This is a genomic window from Sphingomonas sp. (assembly GCF_042096255.1).
In the GTDB taxonomy this organism is placed as follows: Bacteria; Pseudomonadota; Alphaproteobacteria; order Sphingomonadales; family Sphingomonadaceae; genus Sphingomonas.
Genome location: NZ_JBELLZ010000047.1, coordinates 1 through 26,052 on the forward strand (window position 1 = coordinate 1; position 26,052 = coordinate 26,052).

Annotated in this window: 26 protein-coding genes and 1 pseudogene; 12 read left to right on the forward strand and 15 right to left on the reverse strand. The window is 68.9% G+C overall.

All coding sequences use genetic code 11. The annotated features are described in order from the left end of the window. Positions 1-79: 79 nt before the first annotated feature. The 3 genes and pseudogenes from ACFDTH_RS10155 to hrcA all read right to left on the reverse strand — a co-directional run. A pseudogene (locus ACFDTH_RS10155) lies at positions 80-505 on the reverse strand (dienelactone hydrolase family protein); the annotation flags it as partial. Between the two features lie 31 nt (positions 506-536). Next, complete coding sequence (gene grpE / locus ACFDTH_RS10160) at positions 537-1,085, reverse strand: nucleotide exchange factor GrpE (protein ID WP_375287408.1); 549 nt, start codon at positions 1,083-1,085, stop codon at positions 537-539. 33 nt (positions 1,086-1,118) lie between these two features. Then, the gene (gene hrcA / locus ACFDTH_RS10165; RefSeq protein WP_375287409.1) at positions 1,119-2,162 is read right to left on the reverse strand and encodes a heat-inducible transcriptional repressor HrcA; all 1,044 of its coding nucleotides are present in this window, start codon (positions 2,160-2,162) and stop codon (positions 1,119-1,121) included. A 126-nt stretch (positions 2,163-2,288) separates the two neighbouring features. On the opposite strand from hrcA, the gene rph reads away from it, so the two are divergent. From rph to paoC, 5 genes are all read left to right on the forward strand, one after another. After that, the gene (gene rph / locus ACFDTH_RS10170) at positions 2,289-3,002 is read left to right on the forward strand and encodes a ribonuclease PH (RefSeq protein ID WP_375287410.1); all 714 of its coding nucleotides are present in this window, start codon (positions 2,289-2,291) and stop codon (positions 3,000-3,002) included. Further along, positions 2,999-3,670 (forward strand): RdgB/HAM1 family non-canonical purine NTP pyrophosphatase, encoded by a 672-nt coding sequence (gene rdgB / locus ACFDTH_RS10175; protein ID WP_375287411.1) that lies wholly within the window; start codon positions 2,999-3,001, stop codon positions 3,668-3,670. The genes rph and rdgB overlap by 4 nt, the downstream gene beginning before the upstream one ends. A 252-nt stretch (positions 3,671-3,922) precedes the next feature. Further along, on the forward strand, positions 3,923-4,570 hold the full coding sequence (paoA, locus tag ACFDTH_RS10180; protein WP_375287412.1) for an aldehyde dehydrogenase iron-sulfur subunit PaoA: 648 nt from the start codon (positions 3,923-3,925) through the stop codon (positions 4,568-4,570). Continuing rightward, positions 4,567-5,511, forward strand: a complete 945-nt coding sequence (locus ACFDTH_RS10185; RefSeq protein WP_375287413.1) for an FAD binding domain-containing protein — start codon at positions 4,567-4,569, stop codon at positions 5,509-5,511. Before paoA ends, ACFDTH_RS10185 begins: the two co-directional genes overlap by 4 nt. Then, positions 5,508-7,715 carry an aldehyde oxidoreductase molybdenum-binding subunit PaoC gene (paoC, locus tag ACFDTH_RS10190; protein ID WP_375287414.1) on the forward strand — a complete coding sequence of 736 codons (2,208 nt, stop codon included), beginning with the start codon at positions 5,508-5,510 and terminating at the stop codon, positions 7,713-7,715. Before ACFDTH_RS10185 ends, paoC begins: the two co-directional genes overlap by 4 nt. A 129-nt stretch (positions 7,716-7,844) precedes the next feature. Here paoC and ACFDTH_RS10195 read toward each other — a convergent pair whose 3' ends face one another. From ACFDTH_RS10195 to cyoA, 7 genes are all read right to left on the reverse strand, one after another. Continuing rightward, entirely contained in the window at positions 7,845-8,366 is a 522-nt protein-coding gene (locus ACFDTH_RS10195) for a response regulator transcription factor (protein ID WP_375287415.1), read from the reverse strand. Then, a complete protein-coding gene (locus ACFDTH_RS10200; protein ID WP_375287416.1) occupies positions 8,363-9,634 on the reverse strand; it encodes an ATP-binding protein in 1,272 nt (423 codons plus the stop codon). The genes ACFDTH_RS10195 and ACFDTH_RS10200 overlap by 4 nt, the downstream gene beginning before the upstream one ends. Positions 9,635-9,766: 132 nt before the next feature. Then, a complete protein-coding gene (locus ACFDTH_RS10205) occupies positions 9,767-10,432 on the reverse strand; it encodes an SURF1 family protein (RefSeq protein ID WP_375287417.1) in 666 nt (221 codons plus the stop codon). Beyond that, positions 10,429-10,842, reverse strand: coding sequence for a cytochrome o ubiquinol oxidase subunit IV (gene cyoD, locus ACFDTH_RS10210; protein WP_375287418.1), 414 nt, complete (start codon positions 10,840-10,842; stop codon positions 10,429-10,431). The genes ACFDTH_RS10205 and cyoD overlap by 4 nt, the downstream gene beginning before the upstream one ends. Further along, positions 10,839-11,465, reverse strand: a complete 627-nt coding sequence (gene cyoC, locus ACFDTH_RS10215; RefSeq protein ID WP_375287419.1) for a cytochrome o ubiquinol oxidase subunit III — start codon at positions 11,463-11,465, stop codon at positions 10,839-10,841. Before cyoC ends, cyoD begins: the two co-directional genes overlap by 4 nt. Positions 11,466-11,469: 4 nt before the next feature. After that, positions 11,470-13,470, reverse strand: coding sequence for a cytochrome o ubiquinol oxidase subunit I (gene cyoB / locus ACFDTH_RS10220; RefSeq protein ID WP_375287420.1), 2,001 nt, complete (start codon positions 13,468-13,470; stop codon positions 11,470-11,472). Positions 13,471-13,479: 9 nt separating this feature from the next. Next, positions 13,480-14,592 (reverse strand): ubiquinol oxidase subunit II, encoded by a 1,113-nt coding sequence (gene cyoA / locus ACFDTH_RS10225; RefSeq protein WP_375287421.1) that lies wholly within the window; start codon positions 14,590-14,592, stop codon positions 13,480-13,482. Between the two features lie 113 nt (positions 14,593-14,705). Between cyoA and ACFDTH_RS10230 the strand changes: the two genes are divergently transcribed. Genes ACFDTH_RS10230 through ACFDTH_RS10240 form a run of 3 tightly spaced genes read left to right on the forward strand, consistent with a single transcriptional unit; the run spans position 14,706 to position 18,124 of the window. After that, entirely contained in the window at positions 14,706-16,022 is a 1,317-nt protein-coding gene (locus tag ACFDTH_RS10230; RefSeq protein WP_375287422.1) for an MFS transporter, read from the forward strand. A 27-nt stretch (positions 16,023-16,049) separates the two neighbouring features. Further along, positions 16,050-16,457 carry a thiol-disulfide oxidoreductase DCC family protein gene (locus tag ACFDTH_RS10235; protein WP_375287423.1) on the forward strand — a complete coding sequence of 136 codons (408 nt, stop codon included), beginning with the start codon at positions 16,050-16,052 and terminating at the stop codon, positions 16,455-16,457. Next, on the forward strand, positions 16,454-18,124 hold the full coding sequence (locus ACFDTH_RS10240; RefSeq protein ID WP_375287424.1) for a DUF4166 domain-containing protein: 1,671 nt from the start codon (positions 16,454-16,456) through the stop codon (positions 18,122-18,124). The genes ACFDTH_RS10235 and ACFDTH_RS10240 overlap by 4 nt, the downstream gene beginning before the upstream one ends. A gap of 18 nt (positions 18,125-18,142) precedes the next feature. On the opposite strand, the gene ACFDTH_RS10245 is transcribed toward ACFDTH_RS10240, so the two are convergent. Further along, complete coding sequence (locus tag ACFDTH_RS10245) at positions 18,143-18,856, reverse strand: hypothetical protein (RefSeq protein WP_375287425.1); 714 nt, start codon at positions 18,854-18,856, stop codon at positions 18,143-18,145. After that, positions 18,853-20,055: a toxic anion resistance protein gene (locus tag ACFDTH_RS10250; protein ID WP_375287426.1), complete on the reverse strand. Its 1,203-nt coding sequence runs from the start codon at positions 20,053-20,055 to the stop codon at positions 18,853-18,855. The genes ACFDTH_RS10245 and ACFDTH_RS10250 overlap by 4 nt, the downstream gene beginning before the upstream one ends. A 186-nt stretch (positions 20,056-20,241) precedes the next feature. On the opposite strand from ACFDTH_RS10250, the gene ACFDTH_RS10255 reads away from it, so the two are divergent. Then, entirely contained in the window at positions 20,242-21,267 is a 1,026-nt protein-coding gene (locus tag ACFDTH_RS10255) for a diguanylate cyclase domain-containing protein (RefSeq protein ID WP_375287427.1), read from the forward strand. A 267-nt stretch (positions 21,268-21,534) separates the two neighbouring features. Here the strand turns inward: ACFDTH_RS10255 and ACFDTH_RS10260 are convergent, their stop codons facing one another. Further along, positions 21,535-22,158, reverse strand: coding sequence for a YbhB/YbcL family Raf kinase inhibitor-like protein (locus tag ACFDTH_RS10260; RefSeq protein WP_375287428.1), 624 nt, complete (start codon positions 22,156-22,158; stop codon positions 21,535-21,537). 40 nt (positions 22,159-22,198) lie between these two features. On the opposite strand from ACFDTH_RS10260, the gene ACFDTH_RS10265 reads away from it, so the two are divergent. Beyond that, positions 22,199-22,609: a DUF1810 domain-containing protein gene (locus ACFDTH_RS10265; RefSeq protein WP_375287429.1), complete on the forward strand. Its 411-nt coding sequence runs from the start codon at positions 22,199-22,201 to the stop codon at positions 22,607-22,609. A gap of 48 nt (positions 22,610-22,657) precedes the next feature. Next, complete coding sequence (locus ACFDTH_RS10270) at positions 22,658-22,960, forward strand: hypothetical protein (RefSeq protein ID WP_375287430.1); 303 nt, start codon at positions 22,658-22,660, stop codon at positions 22,958-22,960. Between the two features lie 54 nt (positions 22,961-23,014). Here the strand turns inward: ACFDTH_RS10270 and cysQ are convergent, their stop codons facing one another. Continuing rightward, a complete protein-coding gene (gene cysQ, locus ACFDTH_RS10275) occupies positions 23,015-23,824 on the reverse strand; it encodes a 3'(2'),5'-bisphosphate nucleotidase CysQ (RefSeq protein ID WP_375287431.1) in 810 nt (269 codons plus the stop codon). Positions 23,825-23,874: 50 nt separating this feature from the next. Then, positions 23,875-24,915 (reverse strand): helix-turn-helix transcriptional regulator, encoded by a 1,041-nt coding sequence (locus ACFDTH_RS10280; protein ID WP_375287432.1) that lies wholly within the window; start codon positions 24,913-24,915, stop codon positions 23,875-23,877. A gap of 8 nt (positions 24,916-24,923) precedes the next feature. Here ACFDTH_RS10280 and cysD point away from each other — a divergent pair, with 8 nt between their 5' ends. After that, on the forward strand, positions 24,924-25,895 hold the full coding sequence (gene cysD, locus ACFDTH_RS10285) for a sulfate adenylyltransferase subunit CysD (protein WP_375287433.1): 972 nt from the start codon (positions 24,924-24,926) through the stop codon (positions 25,893-25,895). Positions 25,896-26,052 lie beyond the last annotated feature (157 nt).

A 26,052-nucleotide genomic window follows, 5' to 3' on the forward strand; every position in this document is an offset into this window, starting at 1 on the left:
TTATCGCATCGACCACTATTTGGGCAAAGAAACCGTTCAAAACCTGATGGCGGTCCTCGTCCGCGGGCGTGCCGCCCTGCGGTGCGAGCAGGTCGGGCGCGATTGCGACGAAGCCGGCGAGCGCGATGCGGCGCGCGACATCCTGGATATGCGGGGTGAGGCCGCGGTTCTCGTGGATCACCAGCACCGCGCCGGCCCTGGCGGGGCGCTTGGGCGCGGCGAAATAGGCGCGGGCGGGGGCGCCGGCCTCGGTGCCGGCGCGCATCTCCGCGCTGATCCGCGCGTCGTTCGCGTCGGTCAGTGCGGCGGCCGCGGGCGAGGCGGCGATCCCGGCGATCAGCGCCTCGGCCGCGGCGACCGACCCGGCCAGCGCGGTCATCTGCTTGAGCAGAGTGCGCCGGTCGTGATGGTCGTGGGTGAAAGCGTCGTACAGCTGGACGGCGCGGTCGCGAAGGTCGGACATGGGGAGGCTCCTTGGGGGCCCCCATTCTACCGCCCCCGTCATCCCCGCGGAAGCGGGGACGACGGCTAAGGGATCACTCCGGCGCCTTCGCCACCGCCACCAGCGCGGGGCGGAGCAGCCGGTCCTTGATCATCCAGCCCGACTGCATCTCCTGCACCACCGTCCCCGGAGCGGCATCGCTGGGCATCTCGATCATCGCCTGGTGGCGGTTGGGATCGAGCGGCTGGCCCATCGCTTCGATGCGGGTCAGCCCATGCCGGCCGAACACGCTGACCAGCTCGCGCCCGGTCGCCTCCAGCCCGGTGACCAGGCCCTTCATCTTCTCGTCCTCGCGCAGCTCGGCGGGGATCGCGGCGAGCGCGCGCTCCAGATTGTCGTGGACGCTCAGCACATCACGCGCGAAGGCGGTGGCGGCATAGCTGCGCGCGTCGGCGGCATCCTTCTCGGCGCGGCGGCGGACGTTCTGGATGTCGGCCTGGGCGTAGAGCGTCTGCTGCTTCGCCTCGGCAAGCTGGTTCTCAAGGTCAGCGATGCGCGCGGTGCTGGCGTCATGCTCCGCGACCTCGGGGGCGGCGGCGGTCTCCTCGCGCAGGTCCTCGGCCGGGGGGGTCTGGTCGCTCATAAAAGTCCCTGTTCCAATACGATCGCCGCCCGCTCACCCCATCAGCCGGGCGAGCGTCGCGGCCGTGAAATCCACCATGGGCACCACACGCGCATAGTTCAACCGGGTGGGGCCGATCACGCCGACCACGCCGACCACCCGCCCGTCGGCGCCGCGGAACGGCCGCGCGATCACGGCGGAGCCCGACAGCGCGAACAGCCGCGTCTCCGCGCCAATGAAGATGCGGGTGGCGTCGCCGGCGCGCGCGGAATCGAGCAGGGCAGCGACCTCCTGCTTGCCTTCGAGATCGTCGAGCAGCTCGCGCACCCGCTCCAGGTCCGCCGCGGCGGCATCGTCGAGAAGGCGGCCCTGGCCGCGGACGATTAGGACCGGGCGGCGCTCGCCATCCTCGCTCCACACCGCCAGGCCCCGCTCGACCAGGTCGCGCGCGGCGCCGTCGAGCGCGGCGCGGCCGCCGGCGAGCTCGCGATCGAGCCGCGCCCGCGCCTCGGCCAAAGTCAGCCCGGACAAACGCGCGGAGACGTAATTGCCCGCCTCCATCAGCGCGACGGGGCTCATCCCGGCGGGCAGGTCCATCACCCGGTTCTCGACATTGCCATCCTCACCCACCAGGACGCAGAGCGCCTGGGTGGGGGAAAGCGGCACGAAGCCGATCGAGCGCAGCACCGTCTCGCGCTTGGGCACCATCACCAGCCCGGCGCAGGCGGAAAGGCCGGAGAGCGCCGCGGTGGTCGCCGCCAGCGCCTCCTCCACCGGCCCGGCGGTGCCCGCACGCGCGGCGATCGCCTGGCGCTCCTCGGCGGTCGGCTCGTGCGTCTGCATCATGCCGTCGACGAACAGGCGCAGGCCCAGATCGGTGGGCATGCGCCCGGCGGAGGTGTGCGGCGCGGCGAGCAGCCCTGCCGTCTCCAGCTGCGCCAGCACGCCGCGGATCGAGGCGGGGGAGAGGTTGAGGCCCGACAGCGCCAGCGTCTTCGAGCCGACCGGCTGGCCGCTCTCCAGATAGCCGTCCACCACCCGGCGGAAGATATCGCGGGCGCGGTCGGACAGTTCGGCGATCGGCGGCGCGGGGCGCATGGGGGTGATCTAGGCGGGGAGGGCGCGTTGCTCAACGGGGACGGCTTGTTCCTCGTTGTGCTCCCGCGTAGGCGGGAGCTCAGACTGGGTCCCCGCCTTCGCGGGGACACATGGGAGTTGAAGATTATGCGCCCCAGCGGCCGCGCCCCCGATCAGATGCGCGCAATCACCATTGAACCGCATTTCACCCGCCACGCGGAAGGGTCTGTGCTGATCGGCTTCGGCGACACCCGCGTGCTCGTCACCGCATCGGTCGAGGAGCGGGTGCCACCGTTCCTGCGCGGCAAGGGGCAGGGCTGGGTCACCGCCGAATATGGCATGCTCCCGCGCGCCACCCACACCCGCGGGTCGCGCGAGGCGGCGAAGGGCAAGCAGTCCGGCCGCACCCAGGAGATCCAGCGGCTGATCGGCCGCTCGCTGCGCGCCGTCACCGACATGGCGCTGCTCGGCGAGCGCCAGATCACCCTCGACTGCGACGTGCTCCAGGCCGATGGCGGCACGCGGACGGCGGCGATCTCGGGCGCCTGGGTGGCGCTGCGCCTCGCGGTCAACACGCTGATGGCGGAGGGCAAGCTGACCGCCGACCCCATCCAGCAGAAGGTGGCGGCGATCAGCTGCGGCATCCACCAGGGCACGCCGGTGCTCGACCTCGACTATCTTGAGGACTCCGCCGCCGACGCGGACGGCAATTTCGTGCTGCTCGGCGACGGCAAGATCGCCGAGGTCCAGGCAACCGCGGAAGGCGCCTGCTATGACGAGGAGGCCTTGCTCCGCCTGCTCCGCCTCGCCCGGATCGGCTGTGCCGAGATCTTCGCGGCGCAGGAGCGCGCGACCCAATGAGCGGGGAAGGCGAGGTCCCGCAGGCGATCCGCAAGCTCCAGCCGGGCCGGCTGGTGATCGCCAGCCACAATGAGGGCAAGGTGCGCGAGATCGAGGCGTTGCTCGCCCCCTATGGCATCGAGACGGTGTCGGCGGCGGCGCTCGACCTGCCCGAACCGGAGGAGACCGGCACGACCTTCGTGATGAATGCCGAGCTCAAGGCGCGGGTCGCGGCGGACCTCTCCGGCCTGCCTGCGCTGTCCGACGATAGCGGGCTCTGCGTCGAGGCGCTTGGCGGCGAGCCCGGCATCTTCTCCGCGCGCTGGGGCACCGCCGATCCGGGCGTCGCCGGTCTCGCCGCGGTGTCGGACCTGCAAGGGCGCGACTTCGGCGTGGCGATGCGCCGGGTGCAGGAAAAACTGGATGCGCTGCCCGAAGGCGCCTCGCGCGACGCGCACTTCGTCTGCGCGCTCGCGCTCGCCTGGCCGGACGGGCATGTCGAGTGGTTCGAAGGGCGGGTCGACGGCACGCTCACTTGGCCTCCTCGGGGCGACGGGGGCCATGGGTATGACCCGATGTTCGTGCCCGACGGCCATGAGCAGACGTTCGGCGAACTGGCCGACGACGTGAAGAACGCGATCAGCCACCGTGCGGATGCCTTCCGCCAGCTGGTCGCGGCGGTGTTCTGAACTCCACCCGAGTCAGCTCACCCACGCCGTTCGTCCCGGGGAGCCACTGAGCGTAGCGAAGGGGCGTCTCGAAGGACCACCCCAAGCGATATCCTTCGAGACGGGCCTTCGCTCGCGCTCAGTCCCTCCTCAGGACGAACGGAGGAGGGAAGTGCGCCCTTGCCACTGCAACCGACTCGCAACCGGAACTCACCTCCCCCACACCGGGTTACGCGCTGCACGCGCCGTTCCGGCGTTCCCTTGGAAACCCGCATGACCCAAACCAACGCCGTTTCGCGCCGGGGCGTCATCGCCGGTGGCGCGGCTGGCCTCGCCACAGCCGCCGCCGGCCCGATCGCCCACGCCCAGTCGCCTGGAACCTCGCCGGGAGCCCCGATGTCCGCACCGCCCACCGAAACCGTCTCGCTCACCATCAACGGCAAGGCCGAGACGCTGACGCTCGACACCCGCGTCACCCTGCTCGACGCGCTGCGCGAGCATCTCAAACTCACCGGCAGCAAGAAGGGCTGCGACCATGGCCAGTGCGGTGCCTGCACCGTGCTGGTCAACGGCCGCCGCATCAACAGCTGCCTGACCTTGGCGGTCATGCACGAGGGCGACAAGGTCACCACGATCGAAGGCCTCGGCTCGCCCGAGCAACTGCACCCGATGCAGGCCGCATTCGTCAAGCATGACGGCTATCAGTGCGGCTATTGCACCCCCGGCCAGATCTGCTCGGCGGTGGCGGTGCTCGACGAGATCGGCGCGGGCATTCCCAGCCACGTCACCGACGACCTCACCGGCGAGGCGAAGTTCTCCGAGATGGAGGTACGCGAGCGGATGAGCGGCAACATCTGCCGCTGCGGCGCTTATTCGAACATCTTCGAGGCGATCCAGGAAGTGGCGGGGGAACAGGCATGAAGGCATTCACCTACACCCGCGCCGCCAGCGCGGCCGAGGCGGCGGCTGCCGCGGCGCGCCCCGGCACCAAGCTGATTGCGGGCGGCACCAACCTGCTCGACCTGATGAAGCTGGAGATCGAGACGCCCCAGCACCTCGTCGACGTCAACCGCCTCGGCCTCGACAAGATCGAAGAATTGGACGGTGGCCTCAGGATCGGCGCATTGGTCCGCAACACCGATCTCGCTGCCGACCCGCGCGTCCGCCGCGACTATGGCGTGCTCAGCCGCGCGCTTCTGGCGGGCGCCTCGGGTCAGTTGCGCAACAAGGCGACGACCGCGGGCAACCTGCTCCAGCGCACCCGCTGTCCGTATTTCTACGACACCACCAAGCCGTGCAACAAGCGCAAGCCCGGCACCGGCTGCGCCGCGATCGGCGGGTTCAACCGCAACCTGGCGGTGATCGGCACTAGCGAGGCGTGCATTGCCACGCATCCCAGCGACATGGCGGTGGCTATGCGCGTGCTCGACGCTACGGTGGAGACGGTGCGCGCCGACGGGCAGACCCGCGCGATTCCGATCGCCGACTTCCACCGCCTGCCCGGCGACACGCCGCACATCGAGACGACGCTCCAGTCGGGCGAGCTGATCACCGGCGTCATCTTGCCCAAGCCATTGGGCGGCACCCACATCTACCGCAAGGTCCGCGACCGGGCGTCCTATGCCTTTGCCACCGTCTCGGTGGCGGCGGTGATCGGCGGCGATCGCAAGGGGCGCTTCGCCTTCGGCGGGCTCGCGCACAAGCCGTGGCGGGTCGCCGAGGCGGATGCGGCTGCGTCGCGCGGGCCCAAGGCGGTCGCGGAAGCGGCGCTGTCGGGCGCCAAGCCTACTCAACAGAATGCGTTCAAGCTGCCGCTGACCGAGCGTACGCTCGCCGCGGTGCTGGCGGAGGCCAAGGCATGAAGTTCGAAACTCCCGCAGGTGAGAACCCGATCGATCGCCTCCGTGTCGTCGGCAAGCCGCACGACCGGATCGACGGCCCGCTCAAGACCACGGGCCGGGCGCCCTACGCCTATGAGCGTCACGACGTCGCGCCGGATGCACTCTACGGCTATATGGTCGGCGCCGCGATCGCCAAGGGCACAATCTCGTCGATCGACACGTCCGAAGCGGAAGCCGCGCCGGGCGTGCGCGCGGTGGTGACGCACCGGAACGCCGGCAGGCTTGGCAAGGCCAAGGCGATCACCGCCAAGCTGCTCGCCGGCCCCGAAGTCCAGCATTACGACCAGGCGGTCGCCCTCGTCGTCGCCGACACGTTCGAACAGGCCCGCGCCGCCGCCCGCCTCGTCCGTGTCGAATATGCGCGAGCTTCGGGGAAATTCGACCTCGCCGCCGAGATGAAGGCCGCACCGCCCAAGGGCGATGCGAGCGGGGAGGGCAGCGCCTCCTCCGGCATCAAGCGGGTCGGCGACTTCGACGCGGGCTTCGCCGCCGCCGCGGTGAAGATCGACCAGACCTATACCACGCCCGACGAGAGCCATTCGATGATCGAGCCCCACGCCACGATCGCGGCATGGCAGGGGGATGTGCTCCACGTCTGGACCTCCAACCAGATGATCAACTGGGCGGTGCGCGATCTCTCCGAGACGTTGCTCGTTCCCAAAGAGAAGATCCAGGTCAGCAGCCCTTACGTCGGCGGCGGCTTCGGCTCCAAATTGTGGGTCCGCTCGGACGCGATCCTCGCCGCGCTCGGTGCGCGCGCAACCGGCCGCCCGGTCAAGGTGGCGCTCGCCCGCCCGCAGGTGATGAACAACACCACGCATCGCCCGGCGACCATCCAGCGCATCCGGCTGGGTGCGGACCGGCAGGGCCGGCTCCAGGCGATCGCGCACGAAAGCTGGTCGGGCGACCTGCCCGGCGGTGGGCCCGAGACCGCGCCCGCGCAGACCGAGTTGCTCTACGCCGGCGCCAATCGCCTCACCTCCACCCGGCTCGCGACGCTCGACCTGCCCGAAGGGAATGCGATGCGCGCGCCGGGCGAAGCGCCGGGGATGATGGCGCTGGAGATCGCGATGGACGAGCTGGCCGAGGCTTTGGGCATGGACCCGGTGGAGCTGCGCATCGTCAACGACACCCAGGTCGATCCCGCCAAGCCCGAACGCAGGTTCTCGCACCGCGACCTCGTCGGCTGCCTGCGCCAGGGCGCCGAGCGGTTCGGCTGGTCGAAGCGCAATGCCAGGCCGGGCCAAGTGCGCGAGGGTCGTTGGCTGGTCGGCATGGGCGTTGCCGCCGCCTTCCGCAACAACCTGACCGAGAAGTCGGGCGCGCGGGTGACGGTGGGCACGGGCGGGCGGATCACCGTCGAGACCGACATGACCGACATCGGCACCGGCAGTTACACGGTGATCGCGCAGACCGCTGCCGAGATGATGGGCGTGCCACTGGAGCAGGTGGAGGTGAAGCTGGGCGAATCGCGCTTCCCGACCTCCTCGGGCTCGGGCGGGCAATGGGGCGGCAACAGCGCCACGGCAGGCGTCTATGCCGCCTGCGTCAAGCTGCGCGAGGCGGTGGCCGCAAAGCTGGGCATCAACTCGGCCGATGCGGTATTCGATGGCGGCGAGGTGAAGAGCGGCAACCGGCGCGTGAAGCTCGCCGAGGCAGCCGGCACAGTCGCGGAGGACACGCTCGACTATGGCAAGCTCTCCGAGACCTATCAGCAGTCCACCTTCGGCGGCCATTTCGTCGAGGCGGCGGTGGATGCCTATACCGGCGAGGTGCGCGTCCGCCGCATGCTCGCGGTGTGCGCGGCGGGGCGCATCCTCAACCCCAAGACCGCGCGCAGCCAGGTGATCGGCGCAATGACCATGGGGCTGGGCGCGGCGCTGATGGAGGAAGCGGTCGTGGACACGCGCTTCGGCTATTTCGTCAACCACGACCTTGCGGAGTATCACGTGCCCGTTCACGCCGACGTGCCGCACCAGGAGGTGGTGTTCCTCGACGAGGTGGACCCGATGTCCTCGCCGATGAAGGCCAAGGGCGTCGGCGAGCTGGGCTTGTGCGGCGTCGGCGCGGCGATCGCGAACGCGGTGTACAATGCGTGCGGGGTGCGGGTACGGGAGTATCCGTTGACGCTGGACAAATTGCTACCGGGGCTGCGGGCGGCCTGAGATCCTCCCCACAGAGTGGGGAGGTGGCAGCCGAAGGCTGACGGAGGGGCGTCCGCCACAAGCGCTTCGCCCAGCGGCGCCGCCCCTCCACCATGCTTCGCATGGTCCCCCTCCCCCTGCGGGGGAGGATCAAAGGTGCCGCTTCTCCAGCTTCCGCGCCAAGGTCCGCCGGTGCATCCCCAGTCGCCGTGCCGCCTCCGAAACGTTGAAGTCGCATTCCGCCAGCACCTGGTGGATATGCTCCCATTCCACCGTGCGCAGCGAGGTGGCGGGGGCGTGAACGTCGACGCTGGCGTTTCCGGTCGCGTCAGCGTTCAGCGCCGCGAGGATGTCGTCGGTGGTGGCAGGCTTGGTGAGATAATTGGTCGCGCCCAGCTTCACCGCCTCCACCGCGGTGGCGATGCTGGCGAAACCGGTCAGCACCACGATCCGCGTCTCCGGGTCGGCGGCGTGGAGCCGTGCCACTGCGGTCAGGCCGGAGGCTCCTTCTAGCCGGAGGTCCACCACTGCGAACCCCGGCCGGAACCGCACCAGCACGTCGTCCAGCTCATCGGGATGCGCGATCGTCTCGACTTCGTAGCCGCGCCGCTCCAGCGAGCGGCACAGGGTGCGCGCGAAGACGCGATCGTCCTCCACGATCAGCAGCTTCATATGTCCTCCCCGATCGCCAGCGCCGCCAGCGGCAGCGCGATCCGCACCATGCCGCCGCCGCCCGCGCGGTTGCCCGCCTCCAGCGTGCCACCAAGCGTGCGCAGCACGTTGCTCGCCAGGAACAGGCCGATGCCCGCACCGCGCCGGCCCTTGGTGCTCTGATAGGGCTTGCCCAGCTTGGCGAGGATCTCGGGCGCGAAGCCGACCCCATCGTCCTCCACGGTCAGTTCCAGCATCGCGCCGTCGCGCCGCGCGGTCACCGCGATCCGCCGCGCGCCGGCCTCGGCGGCATTGTCGAGCAGGTTCTGGATCGTCTGCGCCAACGCCTTGTCGCCGACGATCCGCGTCTCGCCGCTGCCCGCCAAGTTGCGCCACTCGACTGCGACGCTGCCCGCACCGCGCCAGCCCGCGACGATGCCGTCCAAGAACGCCGCCAAAGTGGTCCGCACCGGCGCCTCGCCGCGCACCTCGCCCGAGGCGAGCAGGATGTTGCCCAGGATCTCCTTGCAGCGCATCACCTCGGCGCGCATGTCGGCCAAGTCGGCGCGCAGGGTGGGGGAGGCGGCGACTGCGGGCTCGGCCTGCCAGTCGCCCAGCATCACCGCGATCGAGGAAAGCGGCGTGCCCAATTCGTGCGCGGCGCCGCTGGCGAGCAGGCCCATGCGCACGACATGCTCCTCCTCCGCCGCGCGCTGGCGCAATGCCGCCAGCCGCGCGTCGCGCTGCGACAGGTTGCGCACTATGCGGGTGACGAACAGCACCAGCAGCACCGCGGCGAGCGTGTAGTTGAACCAGTTTGCCGCGATGTACGGCGCCGACAGGTCGGAGGCATAGCCTGGCGGCAGCCGCACCGGCGGTGCCACCGCGGCGAGCGCGGCGAACAGCGCGCTGGTCAGCCCCGCCATCGCCCATCCCGCCCAAGCCGGCAGCAGCACGGCGGCGAGCACCACCTGGAGCAGGTAGAGCGACACGAACGGATTGCCGACGCCGCCAGACAGATACAGCTGCACGGTCAGGCAGGCGACATCGACCAGCAGGGTGGCGAACACCTGCGGCGCGGTCACCGGCCACCGCCCGCGCGCCGCGGTGACCGCGATGTTGAGCGCCACCAGCACCGCCAGCGCAGCCAGCATCGGCCACAAGGGCAGCGCCGCGCCGAGCACCGCGTGGACGGTGAGGATCGTCGCCAGCTGCCCGAACACCGCCAGCCAGCGCAGCAGCACCAGCAGGCGGGCATTGCGACGGCCGAGGGCGGCGGGGGTGGTCATTGGCGTTGCAGATCTCCGGTTCGGCTGGACATCAACCACCTCCGTTCACCCTGAGCGTAGTCGAAGGGCAAGCGCTGCGCTTGCCAATGTGCTTCGACTTCGCTCAGCACGAACGGAGGGTGTGGGCCGCTTCTAATCCCCCCGCCCCACTCGCGCGATCCGCCAGGTGAAAAAGCCCACCAGCCCCGCCAGTGCGAACCAGGTGAGCGCATAGACGAGGTGCGTGTTGCGGAAGCGCACCACCGTCAGCCCGCCGCGCGGCCAGCCTCCGCCGTTCGCCTCGGCATCGATGAAATAGGGCGCGACCGGCCCGGTCCGCCGCGCCGCCGCGATCGCCACCACGTCGCGCGAGAACCAGCGGTCGGCGGCCGGATCGTTGGTCCGCAGGAAGCCGCCGCCCGGCTCGCTGAGCCGCAGCAGGCCGCGCACCGTCCCGCTGCGCGGGGAAGGGGCCTTGCCGCGCATCCCCGCCGGCACGAATCCGCGGTTGACCAGCACCGTCCCGCGCGCGGTCTCGAAAGGGGTCAGCACCCAGAAGCCGGGCCCGAGCACCGTCACCGCCTGCGTATAGGTGTCGCCAACGCGCCACCGCCCGCGCGCGATCACCTTCATATACTCGTCGTCGCGCGCCACCGCCCCGATCGGCGGCGCGACCGGCGGCGCCGCCAGCCGCCGCTCCACCCGCGCGATCAGGTCCAGCTTCACCGCGCGCCGCTGGAGCTGCCACACGCCCAGCGCCAGCAGCATCGCCACGCCCGCGAGGGCGAGCGCGACCAGTGCGGCGCGGGTGCGGGTCACATCCCCTCCATGCTCCCGGTGGCCCCGCCGGTCATCGGACCTGCCATCTCACCCTGCGGCATCATGTTGACGTTCATGTGGTACATCACCCACAGCGACCCGGCGATCGCGATCACCACGATGATCACGGTGAAGATCAGCGCCATCAACGTCCAGCCGGCTTCCGACTTGGCGTTCATGTGCAGGAAGAAGATCATGTGCACGACGATCTGCACCGCGGCGAAGGCGGTGATAATCCCCGCGGTCAGCCGCGGATCGGCCAGCGCATTCGTCATCACCAGCGCGAACGGGATCGCGGTCAGCACCACCGACAAGAGGAAGCCGATGATGTAGCTCTTGCGCGATCCGTGCGGTGCCCCGTCGCCATGGCCGTGATCGTGGTCGCCATGGGCGTGATCGTGCCCGCTCATCGGATCGTTCCCATCAGATAGACGAAGGTGAAGACGCCGATCCACACGACGTCCAGGAAGTGCCAGAACATGGAAAGGCACTGGAGCCGGCGCAGATTGTCCGCGATCAGCCCGCGGCGCATCACCTGCACCATCAGCACCACCAGCCAGATCAGGCCGAAGGTGACGTGCAGCCCGTGCGTGCCGACCAGGGTGAAGAAGGACGACAGGAAGGCCGAACGCTGCGGCCCGGCGCCCTCGTGGATCAGGTGGCTGAACTCGTAGAGCTCGACGCACAGGAAGCCGAGGCCGAACAAGCCGGTGACCGCCAGCCAGCCGAGCGCGGCGCCCTGCTTCTCCTCGTCGGCCGCGATCATCGCGAAGCCGTAGGTGATCGAGGAGAACAGCAGCAGCGCGGTGTTGAGCGCCACCAGCGGCAGCTCGAATAGCTCGCGCGGGCCGGGCCCGCCCGCGGTGCTGCCGCCGTACACGCCATAAGCGGCGAACAGCATCGCGAAGATGAGGCAGTCGCTCATCAGGTAGAGCCAGAAGCCCAGCATGGTGCTGGCGCCGGGCGGATGCGGATGCTCGTCGAGCTCGTAGAAGACGGGTGCTTCGGCGGCCGGGGGAGTGGCGGTGCTCATCGATTTAGACTCCCGCCCGCGCTAGTGCTTCGGTGCGCATGTCCTCGTTGCGGCGCACGTCCTCCTCGGGAATGTCGAAGTCCCGGTCGTAGTTGAACGTGTGCCAGATCGAGGCGATCACCACGCCCGCGAACGACGCGGCGGCCAGCCACCAGATGTACCACACCATTGCCAGCGCGAAGACCATCGACAGCCCCGCCAGGATCACGCCTGTGCCGGTGCTCTTCGGCATGTGGATCGCGCGGAAGCCTTCGGTAGGCCGCGCGGCCTTGCGGTTCTTCATGTCGTACCAGGCGTCGAGGTCGTGGATGACGGGCGTGAAGGCGAAATTATATGCCGGCGGCGGCGAGGAGGTCGCCCATTCGAGCGTACGGCCGTTCCACGGGTCACCGGTGGTGTCGGCCAGCGCATCGCGGTTCTTGATGCTCACGTAGATCTGCATCAGAAATGCCGCGATCCCCACCGCGATGATCAATGCGCCGATCGCCACCACGATGAACCACGGCTGAAGCGAGGGATCGTCGAAGTGGCGCAGCCGGCGGGTGATGCCCATCAGCCCCAGCACGTAGAGCGGCCCGAAGGCGACCCAGAAGCCGATGTTCCACGCCCAGAAGCTCACCACGCCCCACTTGCGGTCGAGCGTGAAGCCGAACGCCTTGGGCCACCAGTAGTTGATGCCGGCGAACATGCCGAACACCACGCCGCCGATGATCACGTTGTGGAAGTGCGCGATCAGGAACAGTGAGTTGTGGAACTGGAAGTCCGCCGGCGGCACCGCCAGCATCACCCCGGTCATGCCGCCGATCACGAAGGTGAGCATGAAGGCGACCGCCCACATCATCGGCAACTCATAGCGGATCTTCCCGCGGTACATGGTGAAAAGCCAGTTGAAGATCTTCGCACCCGTCGGAATAGAGATGATCATCGTCGTGATGCCGAAGAAGCTGTTGACGCTGGCGCCCGAGCCCATGGTGAAGAAATGGTGCAGCCAGACCAGATAGGACAGGATGCAGATCACGATCAGCGCATAGACCATCGACGTATAGCCGAATAGCCGCTTGCCGGAGAAGGTGGAGACGATCTCCGAATAGACGCCGAACGCAGGCAGGATCAGGATGTACACTTCCGGATGGCCCCAGATCCAAATCATGTTGACGTACATCATCGGATTGCCGCCACCGGTATTGGTGAAGAAGTTGGTGCCAACATAGCGGTCGAGGCTGAGCAGGGTCAGCACCGCGGTCAGCACCGGGAAGGCGGCGATGATCAGCACGTTGGTGACGAGGGCGGACCAGGTGAAGATCGGCATCTTCATCAGGCCCATGCCCGGTGCGCGCATCTTGACGATGGTGGCGAGCAGGTTGACGCCTGACAGAAGCGTGCCGACGCCCGCCACCTGCAATGCCCATATGTAATAATCGACACCGGTATCCGGTGAGTAGTCCAGCCCCGACAAAGGCGCCATCGCCAGCCAGCCGGTGCGCGCGAACTCGCCGACGAACAGGCTCGCCATCACGATCACCGCGCCCGCGGTGGTCATCCAGAAGCTGAAGTTGTTGAGGAAGGGGAAGCTCACGTCGCGCGCGCCGATCTGGAGCGGGACGATGTAGTTCATCAGGCCCGTCACCAACGGCATCGCCACGAAGAAGATCATGATCACGCCATGCGCGGTGAACACCTGGTCATAATGGTGCGCATTGAGATAGCCCTCGTTCGCGCCGAAGGCGATCGCCTGCTGGCCGCGCATCATCAGCGCATCGGCGAAGCCGCGCAGCAGCATCACGATGCCCAGCACCATGTACATGATGCCGATCCGCTTGTGGTCCACGCTGGTGAACCACTCCTTCCAGAGATAGCCCCACAGTTTGAAATAGGTCAGCGCGCCCACCAGCGCCACGCCGCCCAGCGCGACCACGGCGAAGGTGCCGACGATGATCGGCTCGTGGATGGGGAAGCTCTCGATCGTGAGCCGCCCGAAGATGGTCTTCATCAGGGTATCGGACATCGTGGTTCCTCAGCCGCGGGCGATGGCCGCGACGCCGGGCAGCACCGGTGCGTCAAGGGAGGTGAGATTGCGGTTGGCGTCGGCGCCGCGGTCCTGCTCGCCGGGGGCCTCGCCGTGCGGCGCCGACAAGTGCGGGCTAGTGCCCTTCTCGTCGGGATCGCGCATCAGCGCGCCCTCGGCCTCCCCGGGCTGGGGCGGGCGGTTGTTGGTGCCGGCGCCATGACCATGGCCGTGCGCCATATCCATGCAGGGCACGCCCGGCTTCACGCACATCCGCACCACCCGGTCGTACAGCGACGGATCGACCGCGCCGAAACCGATCGGCTTCACCTTCTCGCTCGGCTTGGCCAGCTTGAGATAGGTCGCCCGGTTCAGCCGCATCGGCTGCCGCCGCACGCCCGCCACCCAGCGGTCGAACCCCGCCTGGTCGAGCGAATGCGTCCAGAAGGTCATGCCCGAGAAGCCCGCGCCGCTATAATTGGCGGAGCGGCCCTCGAACCTGCCCGTGCGGTTGAGCACCGCGTGCAGCGCGGTCTCCATGCCCGGCATCGAATAGATCATCCCCGCCATGGTCGGCACCCAGAAGGTGTTCATCTGGTCCGACGAGGTCAGGCGGAAGCGGACCTGTCGGTCCACCGGCACCACCAGTTCGTTGACGGTGGCGATGCCCTGTTCGGGATAGATGAACAGCCATTTCCAGTCGAGCGCGACGACCTGCACCTCCAGCGGGCGCTGGTCCTTGGGCACCGGCTTGCCCGCCGCGAGCCGCGACAGCGGGCGGTAGGGATCCAGCGTGTGCGTGCTCAGCCAGGTCAGCGCGCCCAGCGCGATGATGATCAGCAGCGGCGCGGACCAGATCACCAGCTCGAGGCCCGTGGAATGGTCGAACTCGGGATCATATTCCGCATCGCCGCCCGCGCGGTAGCGCCACGCGAACAGCACGGTCAGCACCATCACCGGCACGATGATCAGCAGCATCAGCCCGGTCGACCACAGGATCAGGCTGGATTGCTGGCGGGCGACATCGCCGGCCGGGTCCATCACCACGGTGCTGCACGCGCCGGTTAGGAGCGGCAGCAGCGCCGCGGCGGCCAGGAGGCCTCGGGAGGGAAGGCGAGTCATCGCGAGCCGCCTAGGCCTTGCTGCAATGCAGCGGAATAGGACAATTTGTCTCATCCCGCGCATCGGTGCATCGGTGTAGGGAGCCGCCAATCCTTGAAAGAGTTGCATCCGTCATGGCCCATTCCGCATCGCTCGAGCACGACGCCCGGCTCGTAAACACCCGCCACGACGGGCAGGTCAAACCGGGCGAGATCGCGATCGGCGTGATCATAGGCCGAACCAGCGAGTTCTTCGACTTCTTCGTCTATGCGATCGCCTCGGTACTCGTCTTTCCCGCGGTGGTGTTCCCGTATCTGGACCGGATCTCGGGCACGGTCCTGTCGTTCGCGCTGTTTCCGCTCGCGTTCATCGCCCGCCCGATCGGCACGCAGATTTTCATGGCAATCGACCGGCGCTATGGCCGGGGTACCAAGCTGACGATCTCGTTGTTTCTGCTGGGCACCTCCACCGTGGCGGTCGCCTTCCTGCCGGGATATGAGACGGTGGGGACCTGGTCGGCGGTGCTGCTCGCCGTCTTCCGTCTCGGCCAGGGCATCGCCTTGGGCGGCGCGTGGGACGGGCTCGCCTCCCTGCTCGCGCTCAACGCGCCGGAGAAGCATCGCGGCTGGTGGGCGATGGTGCCGCAGCTCGGCGCCCCGCTCGGCCTGATCGTCGCCAGCGGGCTGTTCGCCTTCTTCGTCTCGACGCTCCAGCCGGAGGACTTCCTGTCCTGGGGCTGGCGCTATCCCTTCTTCGTCGCCTTTGCGCTCAACGTGGTGGCGCTGTTTGCGCGCCTGCGCATCGTGGTGACGCCCGAATACACCGAACTGTTCAAGAGTCGCGAGCTCACCCCATCGCGCGTCACCGCGACGGTTAAGGCGCAATGGGGCAACATCATCATCGGCGCCTTCGCCCCGCTCGCCAGCTTCGCGCTGTTCCACATGGTCACGGTGTTCCCGCTCTCCTGGATCGCGCTCTACACGCAGGAGGACATCGCCGGCTTCCTGCTGATCGAGATGGTCGGTGCGGCCGTGTGCGTCGGCGCGATCATCGTCTCGGGAATGCTGGCGGATCGGATCGGCCGCCGCTCGGTGCTGGGCTATACCGCTGCAGCGATCGCGGTCTTCTCGGGCTTCGCGCCGCAGCTGCTCGACGGCGGCAATGCGGGCGAGATCGCGTTCATGCTGTCGGGCTTCATCCTGCTCGGCCTGTCCTTCGGCCAGTCCTCCGGCGCGGTCACCAACAATTTCCCCAAGCGCGCGCGCTACACCGGCGCGGCGCTGACCAGCGACCTCGCCTGGCTGTTCGGCGCCGGCTTCGCCCCGCTGGCGGCGCTGCTGCTCGCGCGCACCTTCGGGCTGGTCGCGGCGGGCGGCTATTTGCTCTCGGGCGCGGTGGCGACGCTGATCGCCCTGGGCCTCAACAAGGAACTCGCCCGCCGGCTCGACTGATCCGGGCGGTACGGCAGGGAGGATGGCATGGCGGTCGATACGGCAGGCCCGGTCATCCTCTTCGACGCCGAATGCGTGCTCTGCTCCGCCAATGCGCGCTTCGTGCTGCGGCATGACAAGGCCGCGCGCTTCCGCCTCGCCTCGATGCAGGGCGATGTGGGCGCGGCGATCTACCGCCGCCACGGCATGGACCCGCGCGATCCCGGCACCATCCTGGTGGTCGAGCGCGATCGGGTCCGCCGCGATAGCGATGCGGTGCTGAGCATCTACGAGGGGCTGGGCCTGCCCTGGCGGCTGCTCGGCGCCGTGCGCGTCATTCCCGCGGCGGTGCGCGATCCGGTCTATCGCTGGGTGGCGCGCAACCGTTATCGCCTGTTCGGCCGGCGCGACACCTGCTGGCTTGCCCCGCCCGAACATCGGGACCGGCTGCTGTGACCGATGCGCCCGCGCTGCGCGTGCTGATCCTCGGCGGCTATGGTGTGTTCGGCGGACGCCTCGCCGAACTGCTCACCGACCTGCCGGTCGAGCTCCTCATCTGCGGCCGTGATCGCGCCCGGGCGGAGGCGTTCTGCGCGCGTTACCGCGGCACGGCGCGCGCTACGCCGGTCGCGCTCGACCGCGCCGACCTCGCCGCCGCACTCGCCACGCACCACCCGGATCTCGTCGTCGATGCCTCCGGGCCGTTCCAGGATTATGGCGACACCCGCTATGGCGTGATCGCCGCCTGCATCGCGGCGGGGGTCGACTATCTCGACTTCGCCGATGCCGCCGACTTCGTGTTCGGCGTGCCCCGATTCGACGCTCAGGCCAGGGCGGCTGGTGTGTTCGTCCTCTCGGGCGTGAGCAGCTTTCCCGTGCTCACCGCCGCGGTGCTACGCGAGATGGCGCAGGACATGGACCTCGTCACTGTCGAAGGTGGGATTGCGCCCTCGCCCTATGCCGGTATCGGCCTCAACGTCATGCGCGCGGTGGTCGGCTATGCCGGCGCGCCGGTGCAGCTGCGCCGCGGCGGACGCGCAACGCACGGCATCGGCCTCGCCGAGAGCCGGCGCTTCACCGTTGCGGTGCCCGGCCGCCTGCCGCTGCGCAACATTCGCTTCTCGCTGGTCGACGTTCCCGACCTGCGGGTGATCCCGCCCGAACATCCCTCGATCACCGACATCTGGATGGGGGCGGGGCCGGTGCCGGAGAGCCTGCACCGCATCCTCAACCTGCTGGCGAAGGCGCGCGCCGCCTTCCGCCTGCCGTCCTTCGCGCCCTTCTCGCGCCTGTTCTACTCCGTGCTCAACCGAATGCGCTTCGGCGAGCATCGCGGCGGCATGTACATCCGCACCACCGGCGTCGCCGGCGGCCAGCCGGTCGAGCGCAGTTGGCATTTGCTCGCCGAGGGCGACGATGGTCCGTATATCCCGTCGATGGCGGTCGAGGCGGTGATCCGCAAGTTGCTCGCGGGGGAGCGCCCGGCGCCGGGCGCGCGCTCCGCCGTCGCCGCGCTCGACCTCGCCGACTATGCGGCGTTGTTCGCCGGGCGCCGCATCCACATGGGCTTCCGCGACGATGCGGTGTCCGCGCCGCTCTACCCGCGCCTGCTAGGTTCCGCTTTCGCCACCTTGCCCGCCTCGGTCCGCGCGTTGCACGACAGCAATGCCGAGCGCCGCTGGGCGGGCACCGCCGAGGTGCGGCGGGGGCGCGGCCTGCTGGCGGCGCTGGTCGCCGCGCTGATCGGTTTTCCAGAGGCGGGCGCGGCGGTGCCGGTGTTGGTCTCCTTCTCTCCCGAGAACGGCGGCGAGCGCTGGACCCGCCGGTTCGGCAGCCGCGCTTTCACCTCGGTCCAGCGCGGGGGGCAGGGGCGCGACTCGTACCTGCTCGTCGAGCGGTTCGGTCTTGCCGCCTTCTCGCTGGCGCTGGTGGTGGAGGGCGACCGTTTGCGGCTCGTCCCGCGCCGCTGGTCGCTGCTGGGCGTGCCGATGCCGCGCGCGCTGCTGCCTCGTGGCGAGAGCTTCGAAACCGAAGCGGACGGCCGCTTCCGCTTCGACGTGGAGATCGCGCTCCCTGGAATCGGCCTGGTGGTCGGCTATCGCGGAACGCTCCATCCAGACTGACGCCGCGGGTACGCCAGGTCAGGCGGAATCGTCGCCCTTGTACTTGATCTCCAGAAAGCGCGCGCGCGTCGCCAGCCCGTCGAGGTCGCCTTGAGCCAACTGCTCGCTGACCTGCGCGATTTCGCGGTCGATCACGCCAAGCCCCTCGACCAGCTGGCCGTCCGGGGTCTGGCCGTTACGCGCCACGCCGCGCAGGTTGGCGGGCACCTTCTGATAGTCGCGGATGAAGTCTGGCAGTTGTTCGCCGACCAGCTTCCGCACTTCAGTGGCGACCGGCGCGCTCTCGTCAAGCGCCGCGACCTGGGTGCGCAGCGTCTCCAGCCGGATGCCGATCTGGTCCGCAAGGCTGCGTGCAGGGGGCGGCAGCATGGGGCGCTGCGTGTCGAGCCAGCGCGCGGTCTGGTCGGGCAGCGCCTTCAGGTTTGCCTCGCGCAGCCGCTCGGGCGGGGGCGGGGCCTCGCCGGGCAAAATCGCCAGCACGATCGTGGTCGCGATCAGCAGCGCCATCACCGCCAGCGCACCGAACAGGCCGAGTGGCCAAACCATGCCGACCACCACCGCGGCGACCAGGATCGCGGCATCGGCGATCGCGATGCGCGCGATCCGTTGGCCTAGCTTGGACTTGCCGGCACGGCGGCGACGCACCGCATAGTCGGCCGGATCGTCCCGTCCGGTGATCCGCTGATAGGCGGCGCGGGCGTCCGCGATGACCTGGTCGGACGGAGCGCTCACAGCGCCTCCAGCTTGAATGTGTCGCCGGGGCCCGCCAGCCGGTTCTGGTTTGCGCCCTCGGCCCGGGCGATATAGCCCTTCGACTTGTCGAGCTCGGTCGATAGCGTGTTGACCGTCGTCTTCATGCTGTCGAGCGCCTTCAGCTTGAAGGTGTCGATTGCGTCCATCGTGTCATAGATGTTCTGGAACGCGCGCTGCAGCGTCTCCAGCGGAATGGTAGCGGACGCCGCCTGCTCATGGATGCGGGCGGTATTCTCCTTGAGGAGCTTGCCGGTCGAATCGATGATCCCCGCGGTGGTGGTGTTGAGCGCGGTGATCTGGTCCAGCACCAACTTTTGGTTGGCCAGCGCCTGCGCGACGGTGACCGCGGTGCGCAGCGCCGAGACGGTAGTGGTGCTGGCGCGATCGACGCCCTTCACCAGCTCGACATTGTTTTTCTTGACCAGGTCCAGCGCCAGATAGCCCTGCACCGTCACCGCCATCTGCGTCATCAGATCCTGGGTGCGCTGGCGAGTGTAGAACAAGGCGGTCTCGCGAATCGCCTTGGCCTTGGCGGGATCGCTGTGATCGAGCTCGTTAGCCTTGTCCTCCAGCTTGGCGTCCATCGTCTTGGACAGGTGGATCATCTGCTCCAACCGGCCCATCGAGGTCCACAGATTGGCGCGCTCGGTATCGATCGCGGCATTGTCCATCAGCAGCTCGTCCTTGCCGGAGGCGAGGCTCTTCAGGATCTGCGAGATGTGCGTCTGGCTCGACTTGTAGCTATCGAAATAGTTGCGCATCTTGTTGCCGAACGGGAGGATGCCGAACAGCTTCTTGGGCGCGGTTAGGTTGCTGCGCTTGCCGGGATCGAGGTCCTCCACCACCCGGCGCAGCTCGGCAAGATCCTTGCCGACCCCGGTCTCCTGGTCCATCGCGCGGGTCGGCCGATCGAGGAAGCGGTTCGACTGGCCCGCGGCGTCGCGGATCTCCTTGGCGCCCATCGCGGTGATCGCGTCCACGCGCTTGCCGAACTCGGGGCTGTTCGCGTCCTGTGCCACCAGCTGGGCGATGAACTCGTCGACGCGGGTTTCGAGCTGCGACCTCTTAGCGTCCTCCACCGGCACCAGGCCGACGGCCTTCTCCGCTTCTACCACCGGCACCGGATCGGGCGGGGTCAACGTCAATGTCGGGGCAGTCGTCTCGGGTGTCGTCGCCATCGCATGCCTCCAGCCTGTCGCCCGTCAATTGCCGTTGTGCGGTCCGGCCCGCAAGTGTGTTGCCGATGTAAGACGCGCTATGGCCGCGACAAGCCGGTCGTTACGCCACCGTGCCAACCGAATGTTAGCGACTCGGCCTTACCACCGCCTCCGCGGAGATGGGCCGCATCTTTGGACTGGGGGGACATGGGGCTTCTGGCGATGACCGTGCGCCGGCAGGAGCAGCCGGTGGATCTGTTCGCACAGGCCGGTGCGTTTCTGCGGGCGCATCGACTCTCGCCTCACCCCGCCAATTATGCTCTGGCTCATGCGAACGTGGTCGACCCGGATGGGCCGCTCGCGACCGAGATCCTGCGACTCACCCAGGGCGGGCTCCGGCTGAGTGTGGAGGACGTGGTGCGGCTGGGCGGCGTAGCCCAGACCGGCGTCGCGGTGACGCCACCCCCACCTGCCGAGCGCACCGAGTTCGCCGATGCGCTGGTCGCCCGCACGCGACTGCAGGTCGACGGGTTCCGCGATACCGTGCACGCGATGAGCGTCGAGGCGCAGGACTTCGGTCGCGACCTTGCAGCGACGCTCGCCGATCATTCCCCCGCCGCGCAGATCGGCGGCATCGTCCATCTCGCCTCGGTCATGATCGAGCGCGCCCGCATCGCCGAGTCCCGCCTGGCAAGCGCGACGCGCGAGGCGGACGAGCTACGTGCCGCGCTGGACGAGGCCCGCGGCTCCGCGCGCCGCGACCCGCTGACCGACCTGCCCAATCGCCGCGCCTTCGATGAGGCTTATGCCGCGCTCGACCAGGAGGAGGCGGCGCTCGCCATCTGCGACATCGACCGGTTCAAGCAGGTCAACGACCGGTTCGGCCATGCGGTGGGCGACCGCGTGCTCAAGGCGATCGGCGCTTCGCTCGCGGAGAGCTGCCCGCAAGGCTTCGTCGCGCGGTTCGGTGGCGAGGAGTTCGTGATGATCTTCCCCACGCTGGCGATAGCGCGCGGGACACTTGAGGAAACGCGCGAACGCGCCGCGCAGCGCCGCCTGCGCGTGCGCGAGACCGATGAGGTGATCGGCGCCGTCACCTTCTCCGCCGGCCTGACCGGCATCACGCGCGGCGAGCCGCTGGAGGCGGCGCTCGTCCGCGCCGATGCGGCGCTCTACGCCGCCAAACAGGCGGGGCGGAACTGTATGCGCGAAATCCCGAACGTTGGCGGCTGAGCTAGCCCAAGTTGGCGGAAAGCGCCGAATGGCGCACTGACCATCGACGTGCACGATTTACAATCAATAACTTACACTGATTGGCACGACCTCTGCAAAAACCTTGGCATCCGCACCGGAGGGTCGGCGCGGAGCAACAAGGGATCAGGATCATGCTTCAGCTCAACCTTAGTTCGAACCTCGTCAGCGTATTCGGTGCGCTGTTCATCGGCTCGGTGATGCTCAGCGCGGCGCTGCCGGTGGTGCCGGTCGCGTGAGGCGGCCCCGTCAGGCCGGGAGCGCGGCGGCGCGCGCCAGACCGTTCCTCGCCGGCTCGCCGCGCGAATAGGTTCCGGTCAGCACCCCCGCCGCCAGCACCCGGCCTGCCATCGCCTCGATGACCGCGGAGCGCCCCGGCGACTGGCCCGGTCCGGTCATCTCCCCACCGAGCGCGAACAGTTGGAACACGTAGCGGTGCACGCCATGTCCGGTTGGCGGATCCGGCGGCAGCCAGCCCTCGCCGCGGAACGAGTTGCGGCCCACGTCACCCCCCTCCGCCGAACCTACGCCGTCGCGAGCCATCGCGCCTTCCGCCAGCCGCGCCGACCGCGCCGGCAGGCCCCAGACCACCGCATGCGCCAGCGGCACCAACGCAGGCGTGTCGGCATCCTCCACCAGCAGCGCGAGCAGCGCAGTGCCCTCGGGCACGCCAGACCAGAGCAGCGGCGGCGAGACGCCCGCGCCATCCGCGGTGAACCGCTCGGGCAGGCGCGCGCCGTCGGCGAACGCCGGGCTCGACAGCGTCAGCGTACCAAAGGCGCCGAGTCCCGGCTGTGCGATCGCCAGCTTGCCCGCGCCCGCCCGCAGGCCGCGCAACGCATGGCCCAGCCAGGAAGGAACGTGCTCAAGCATGAGGGCGGAACGTCAATCCCCGCTGCCGGGTTGCCCCCGGATGGCCGCACTCGATCGTTTCGTCGCCGCGCAGGACGGCATCTACCCAACGGCGCTCGCCGAACTGAGGGCGGGGCGAAAGCGCACGCACTGGATGTGGTTCGTCTTTCCCCAGATCGCCGGCCTCGGACGTAGCGAGACCGCTCGTTTCTACGCGATCGCCGATGCGGACGAGGCGCGCGCCTATCTCGCCCATCCGCTGCTTGGTCCGAGGCTGGTGGAGGCGACTCAAGCAGTCACGCAGGCACCTGGAAGCGCCGAAGCGATCCTGGGCCCGATCGATGCGGTCAAGTTGCGCTCCTCCATGACCCTGTTCGCCGCGGTGGCGGATGATCCGGCGCCGTTCGACGCCGCGCTGCGGCACTTCTTTGCCGAGATTCCCGATCCGGAGACGCTGGCGCGGCTGCGCTGATTTGCTACACGCGGCGGTGGCGACCACCATCACCCTAGGAGATCGACCATGACCGATACCGAGACTGCGGCTCCGGCCCCCAAGCCCAAGAAGCCGGCAACTCCCGAGCAGCAGGCGGCCCGCAAGGCGTCACGCTTCGTGGCACGCGCGCTTGCCCGCGCGGACGGCAAACCCGGCGACAAGGAGTTCAAGACGCGCTGGGCGTCCAAGAAGGCCGATTACACCACCGAAGCGCGCAAGCTGGTACGCGCGCTCACCAAGGAAGGCGTTGCGCTCTCGGTGACCGAGGGTGCGAAGAAGGGCAAGGGCGGCAAGGGCAAGAAGGCCGCAGGCGAAGCCGCCGCGAGCTGACGCGATCCCGGCGGTTCGCCCGATGGGGGAACCGCCGGCTTTCGCCGGGAGGCGTCAGCGCCGGCCCGGCTCGGTCTGATGATTGGGGTAGAACGGACCCAGTGCGGCCGATTCGTGCCCGCCCGTGGCGACGAAACCCGGGTTGAAGTAGTGCGGTTTGCCGTAGGTGAGCGGCGAACCCGCCAGATCGTAGGTCATGCCGCCGGCCGCGCGCAGCACCGCGTCGCCCGCGGCGGTGTCCCACTCCATCGTCGGTCCGGCCCGCGGATACAGGTCCGCCTTGCCGTCGGCGACCAGCAGGAACTTCAGGCTCGATCCGATCGAGAGGCGCTCGCCCGCATTGCAATGGGTGAGATAGGTTTCGGTCTCGGGTGTCGCATGGCTCTTGGACGCGACCGCGCGCGGCGCCGCGCCACAGGTCACGCAGCCGACGGTCGTGGTTTCGCCACGGGTACCGTTGATCGGCCAGACGGCGCGGCGGGCCCCTTCGGCATCGCCCCACCACATCACGCCCTCCGCAGGCGCATAAACCACCCCCAGCACGGGAACTCCCCTCTCGATCAGCGCGATGTTGACGGTGAAGTCCTCGCCCCCCGACAGGAACTCCTTGGTGCCGTCGAGCGGATCGACCAGGAAGAAGCGCTCGGCCTGTACCGGCTGGCGCCCGGCGGCGGACTCCTCCTCGGCGACCACCGGCACGCCGGGGGCGACGCGCTCCAGCACCTTCAGGATCACCGCCTCGGCCTCGCGATCGGCGGCGGTGACCACCGACTTGTCCGCCTTGGTCTCGGCAGTCACGCCGGCGGCGCGGTGGCGCATCACCATGATTCCCGCCTCATGCGCCGCGTCGAGCAGCGCCGTCATCAAGTCTTCCTGCACCCCGGTCCCCGTATCAGCTGATGTCGCGCATCGATCTAGGCAGGGGGCGGGGAGGTGTCGAGCCCGCCCAGACCGGTGAGCAGCAACCGAACCAGGTCCGGTTGGCCGCGCGTACGGGTCTTGGCGAAGATGCGCTTCGAATAGGTGCGGGCCGATTCCCGGCTCAGCCTGCAAATTCGCGCGCCCTCATCCAGGGAAGCGCCGCCGACGATCGCCTCGGCAAGCCGTGCCTCGGTCTCGGTCAGGCCGTGGAGCCGCATCAGCAGCCGGTGCCGGGCCGGCGAGGGGGAGGGCGGCAGGCGCAGCAGGCCTACCGCCACCGCGGCGCCTGACGGTTGCGCCGCTGGAACCACCAGCATGTCCATCGGCGCGCGGGTGGTGAGGCGGATTGGCGCCCCGTCCACGACCCCGAACGCCGCGCAGGCGGACGCCAGGCTGGCTTCCGCCTCGCCCGAGAGACCGGCGAGGCGGCGGCCGGACACCGCTACGATGCCCGCGTCCGCGAGCAGCGGTGGGCATGCGGGGCTGGCGGCGACCAATCGCGCCTCCGCATCGAACCCGAGCCAGGCGGTGCGCGCCGCAGCCAGCGCGTCTGCCGACAGTGCCGCCGAAGTCTCCGCGCGCGCCAGCCGCGCCCGCGTATCGAGCGCGATAGCGAGATGGGCGGAGAGCCCGGCGAGTACCGACGCGTCGGCCGCGGCGAAATCGCGTTCGGTGCGCAGCCCCACCAGCAAGCCCTGGGCCTCCGCGCCCGCCGCGCGCAGGACGCGGGCGAAGGCGGGAGGGCGCCGCCGCGCCGCTGCGCGCACCGGATCGACCAGTTCCTCGCCCGCATAGATCCGCCCGGGACGCAGCGCGGCATAAGCGGGGGCGCCGAACGAAGGGAGGTCGGCCTTCTCGCGTAGTTGATCTAAATCGAGGCCGGAGTGCAGCACGTGCCCGCCCGCGACCAGTACCGCGGCATCGGCACGCATGCGCTGGCGCAGGCGCGCCAGGAAGGTCGCCCAGCGCGGCGTCTCGTGAACGCCAGCGTGAAGCGGCTCCAGCAGCTCGGTCTGATCGGTGCGTGACAGCATGTTCCCGTATGGGAAGTGCGCCGATCGCGTCGCTCTGGCAAGGGCGTGGCGATCGTCAGGAGAAGCCTGTGGCCCGTACCCTCACCCACCTCGAACGCCTCGAGGCCGAATCGATCCAGATCATGCGCGAGGTCGTCGCGGAGTCCGAGAAGCCGGTGATGCTCTACTCGGTCGGCAAGGACTCGGCCGTGATGTTGCATCTGGCGCGCAAGGCCTTCTATCCCTCGCCGCCGCCATTTCCTTTGCTCCACGTCGACACGACGTGGAAGTTCAAGGCGATGTACGAGCTGCGCGACCGGATGGCGCGCGAGAGCGGCATGGAGCTGCTGGTCTACCACAATCCCGAGGCGCAGGAGCGCGGGATCAACCCGTTCCAGCACGGCCCGCTCCATACCGACATGTGGAAGACGGAAGGACTGAAGCAGGCGCTGGACAAATATGGCTTCGACGTGGCCTTCGGCGGCGCGCGCCGCGACGAGGAGAAGAGCCGCGCCAAGGAGCGCGTCTTCTCCTTCCGCTCGGCCAATCACCGCTGGGATCCCAAGAACCAGCGCCCCGAGCTGTGGCACCTCTACAATGCCAAGAAGGCCAAGGGCGAGAGCATCCGGGTGTTCCCGATCTCGAACTGGACCGAACTCGATATCTGGCAGTACATCCAGCTCAACGACATTCCGATCGTGCCGCTCTATTTCTCGCAGAAGCGCCCGACCTACGTGCACGACGGTCAGTTGTTCATGGCCGATGACCTCGACCGGGTGGAGCAGGCGCTGGGCCGCAAGCCCGAGATCGTCGAGCGCTCGATCCGCTTCCGCACGCTCGGCTGCTTTCCGTTGACCGGCGCGGTGGAGAGCGAGGCGGCGACGCTTTCCGAGGTGATCCAGGAGATGCTGCTCACTACCACCAGCGAGCGCCAGGGCCGCGTGATCGATCACGACCAGGCGGCGAGCATGGAGAAGAAGAAGCAGGAGGGGTATTTCTGATGGCCACCACCGCGCCCACGAACGATCCCGTCTACAAGACCGACGCGCTGATCGCCGAAGACATCGACGCCTATCTGGAGCAGCACCAGCACAAAACGCTGCTGCGCTTCATCACCTGCGGCTCCGTCGACGACGGCAAGTCGACGCTGATCGGCCG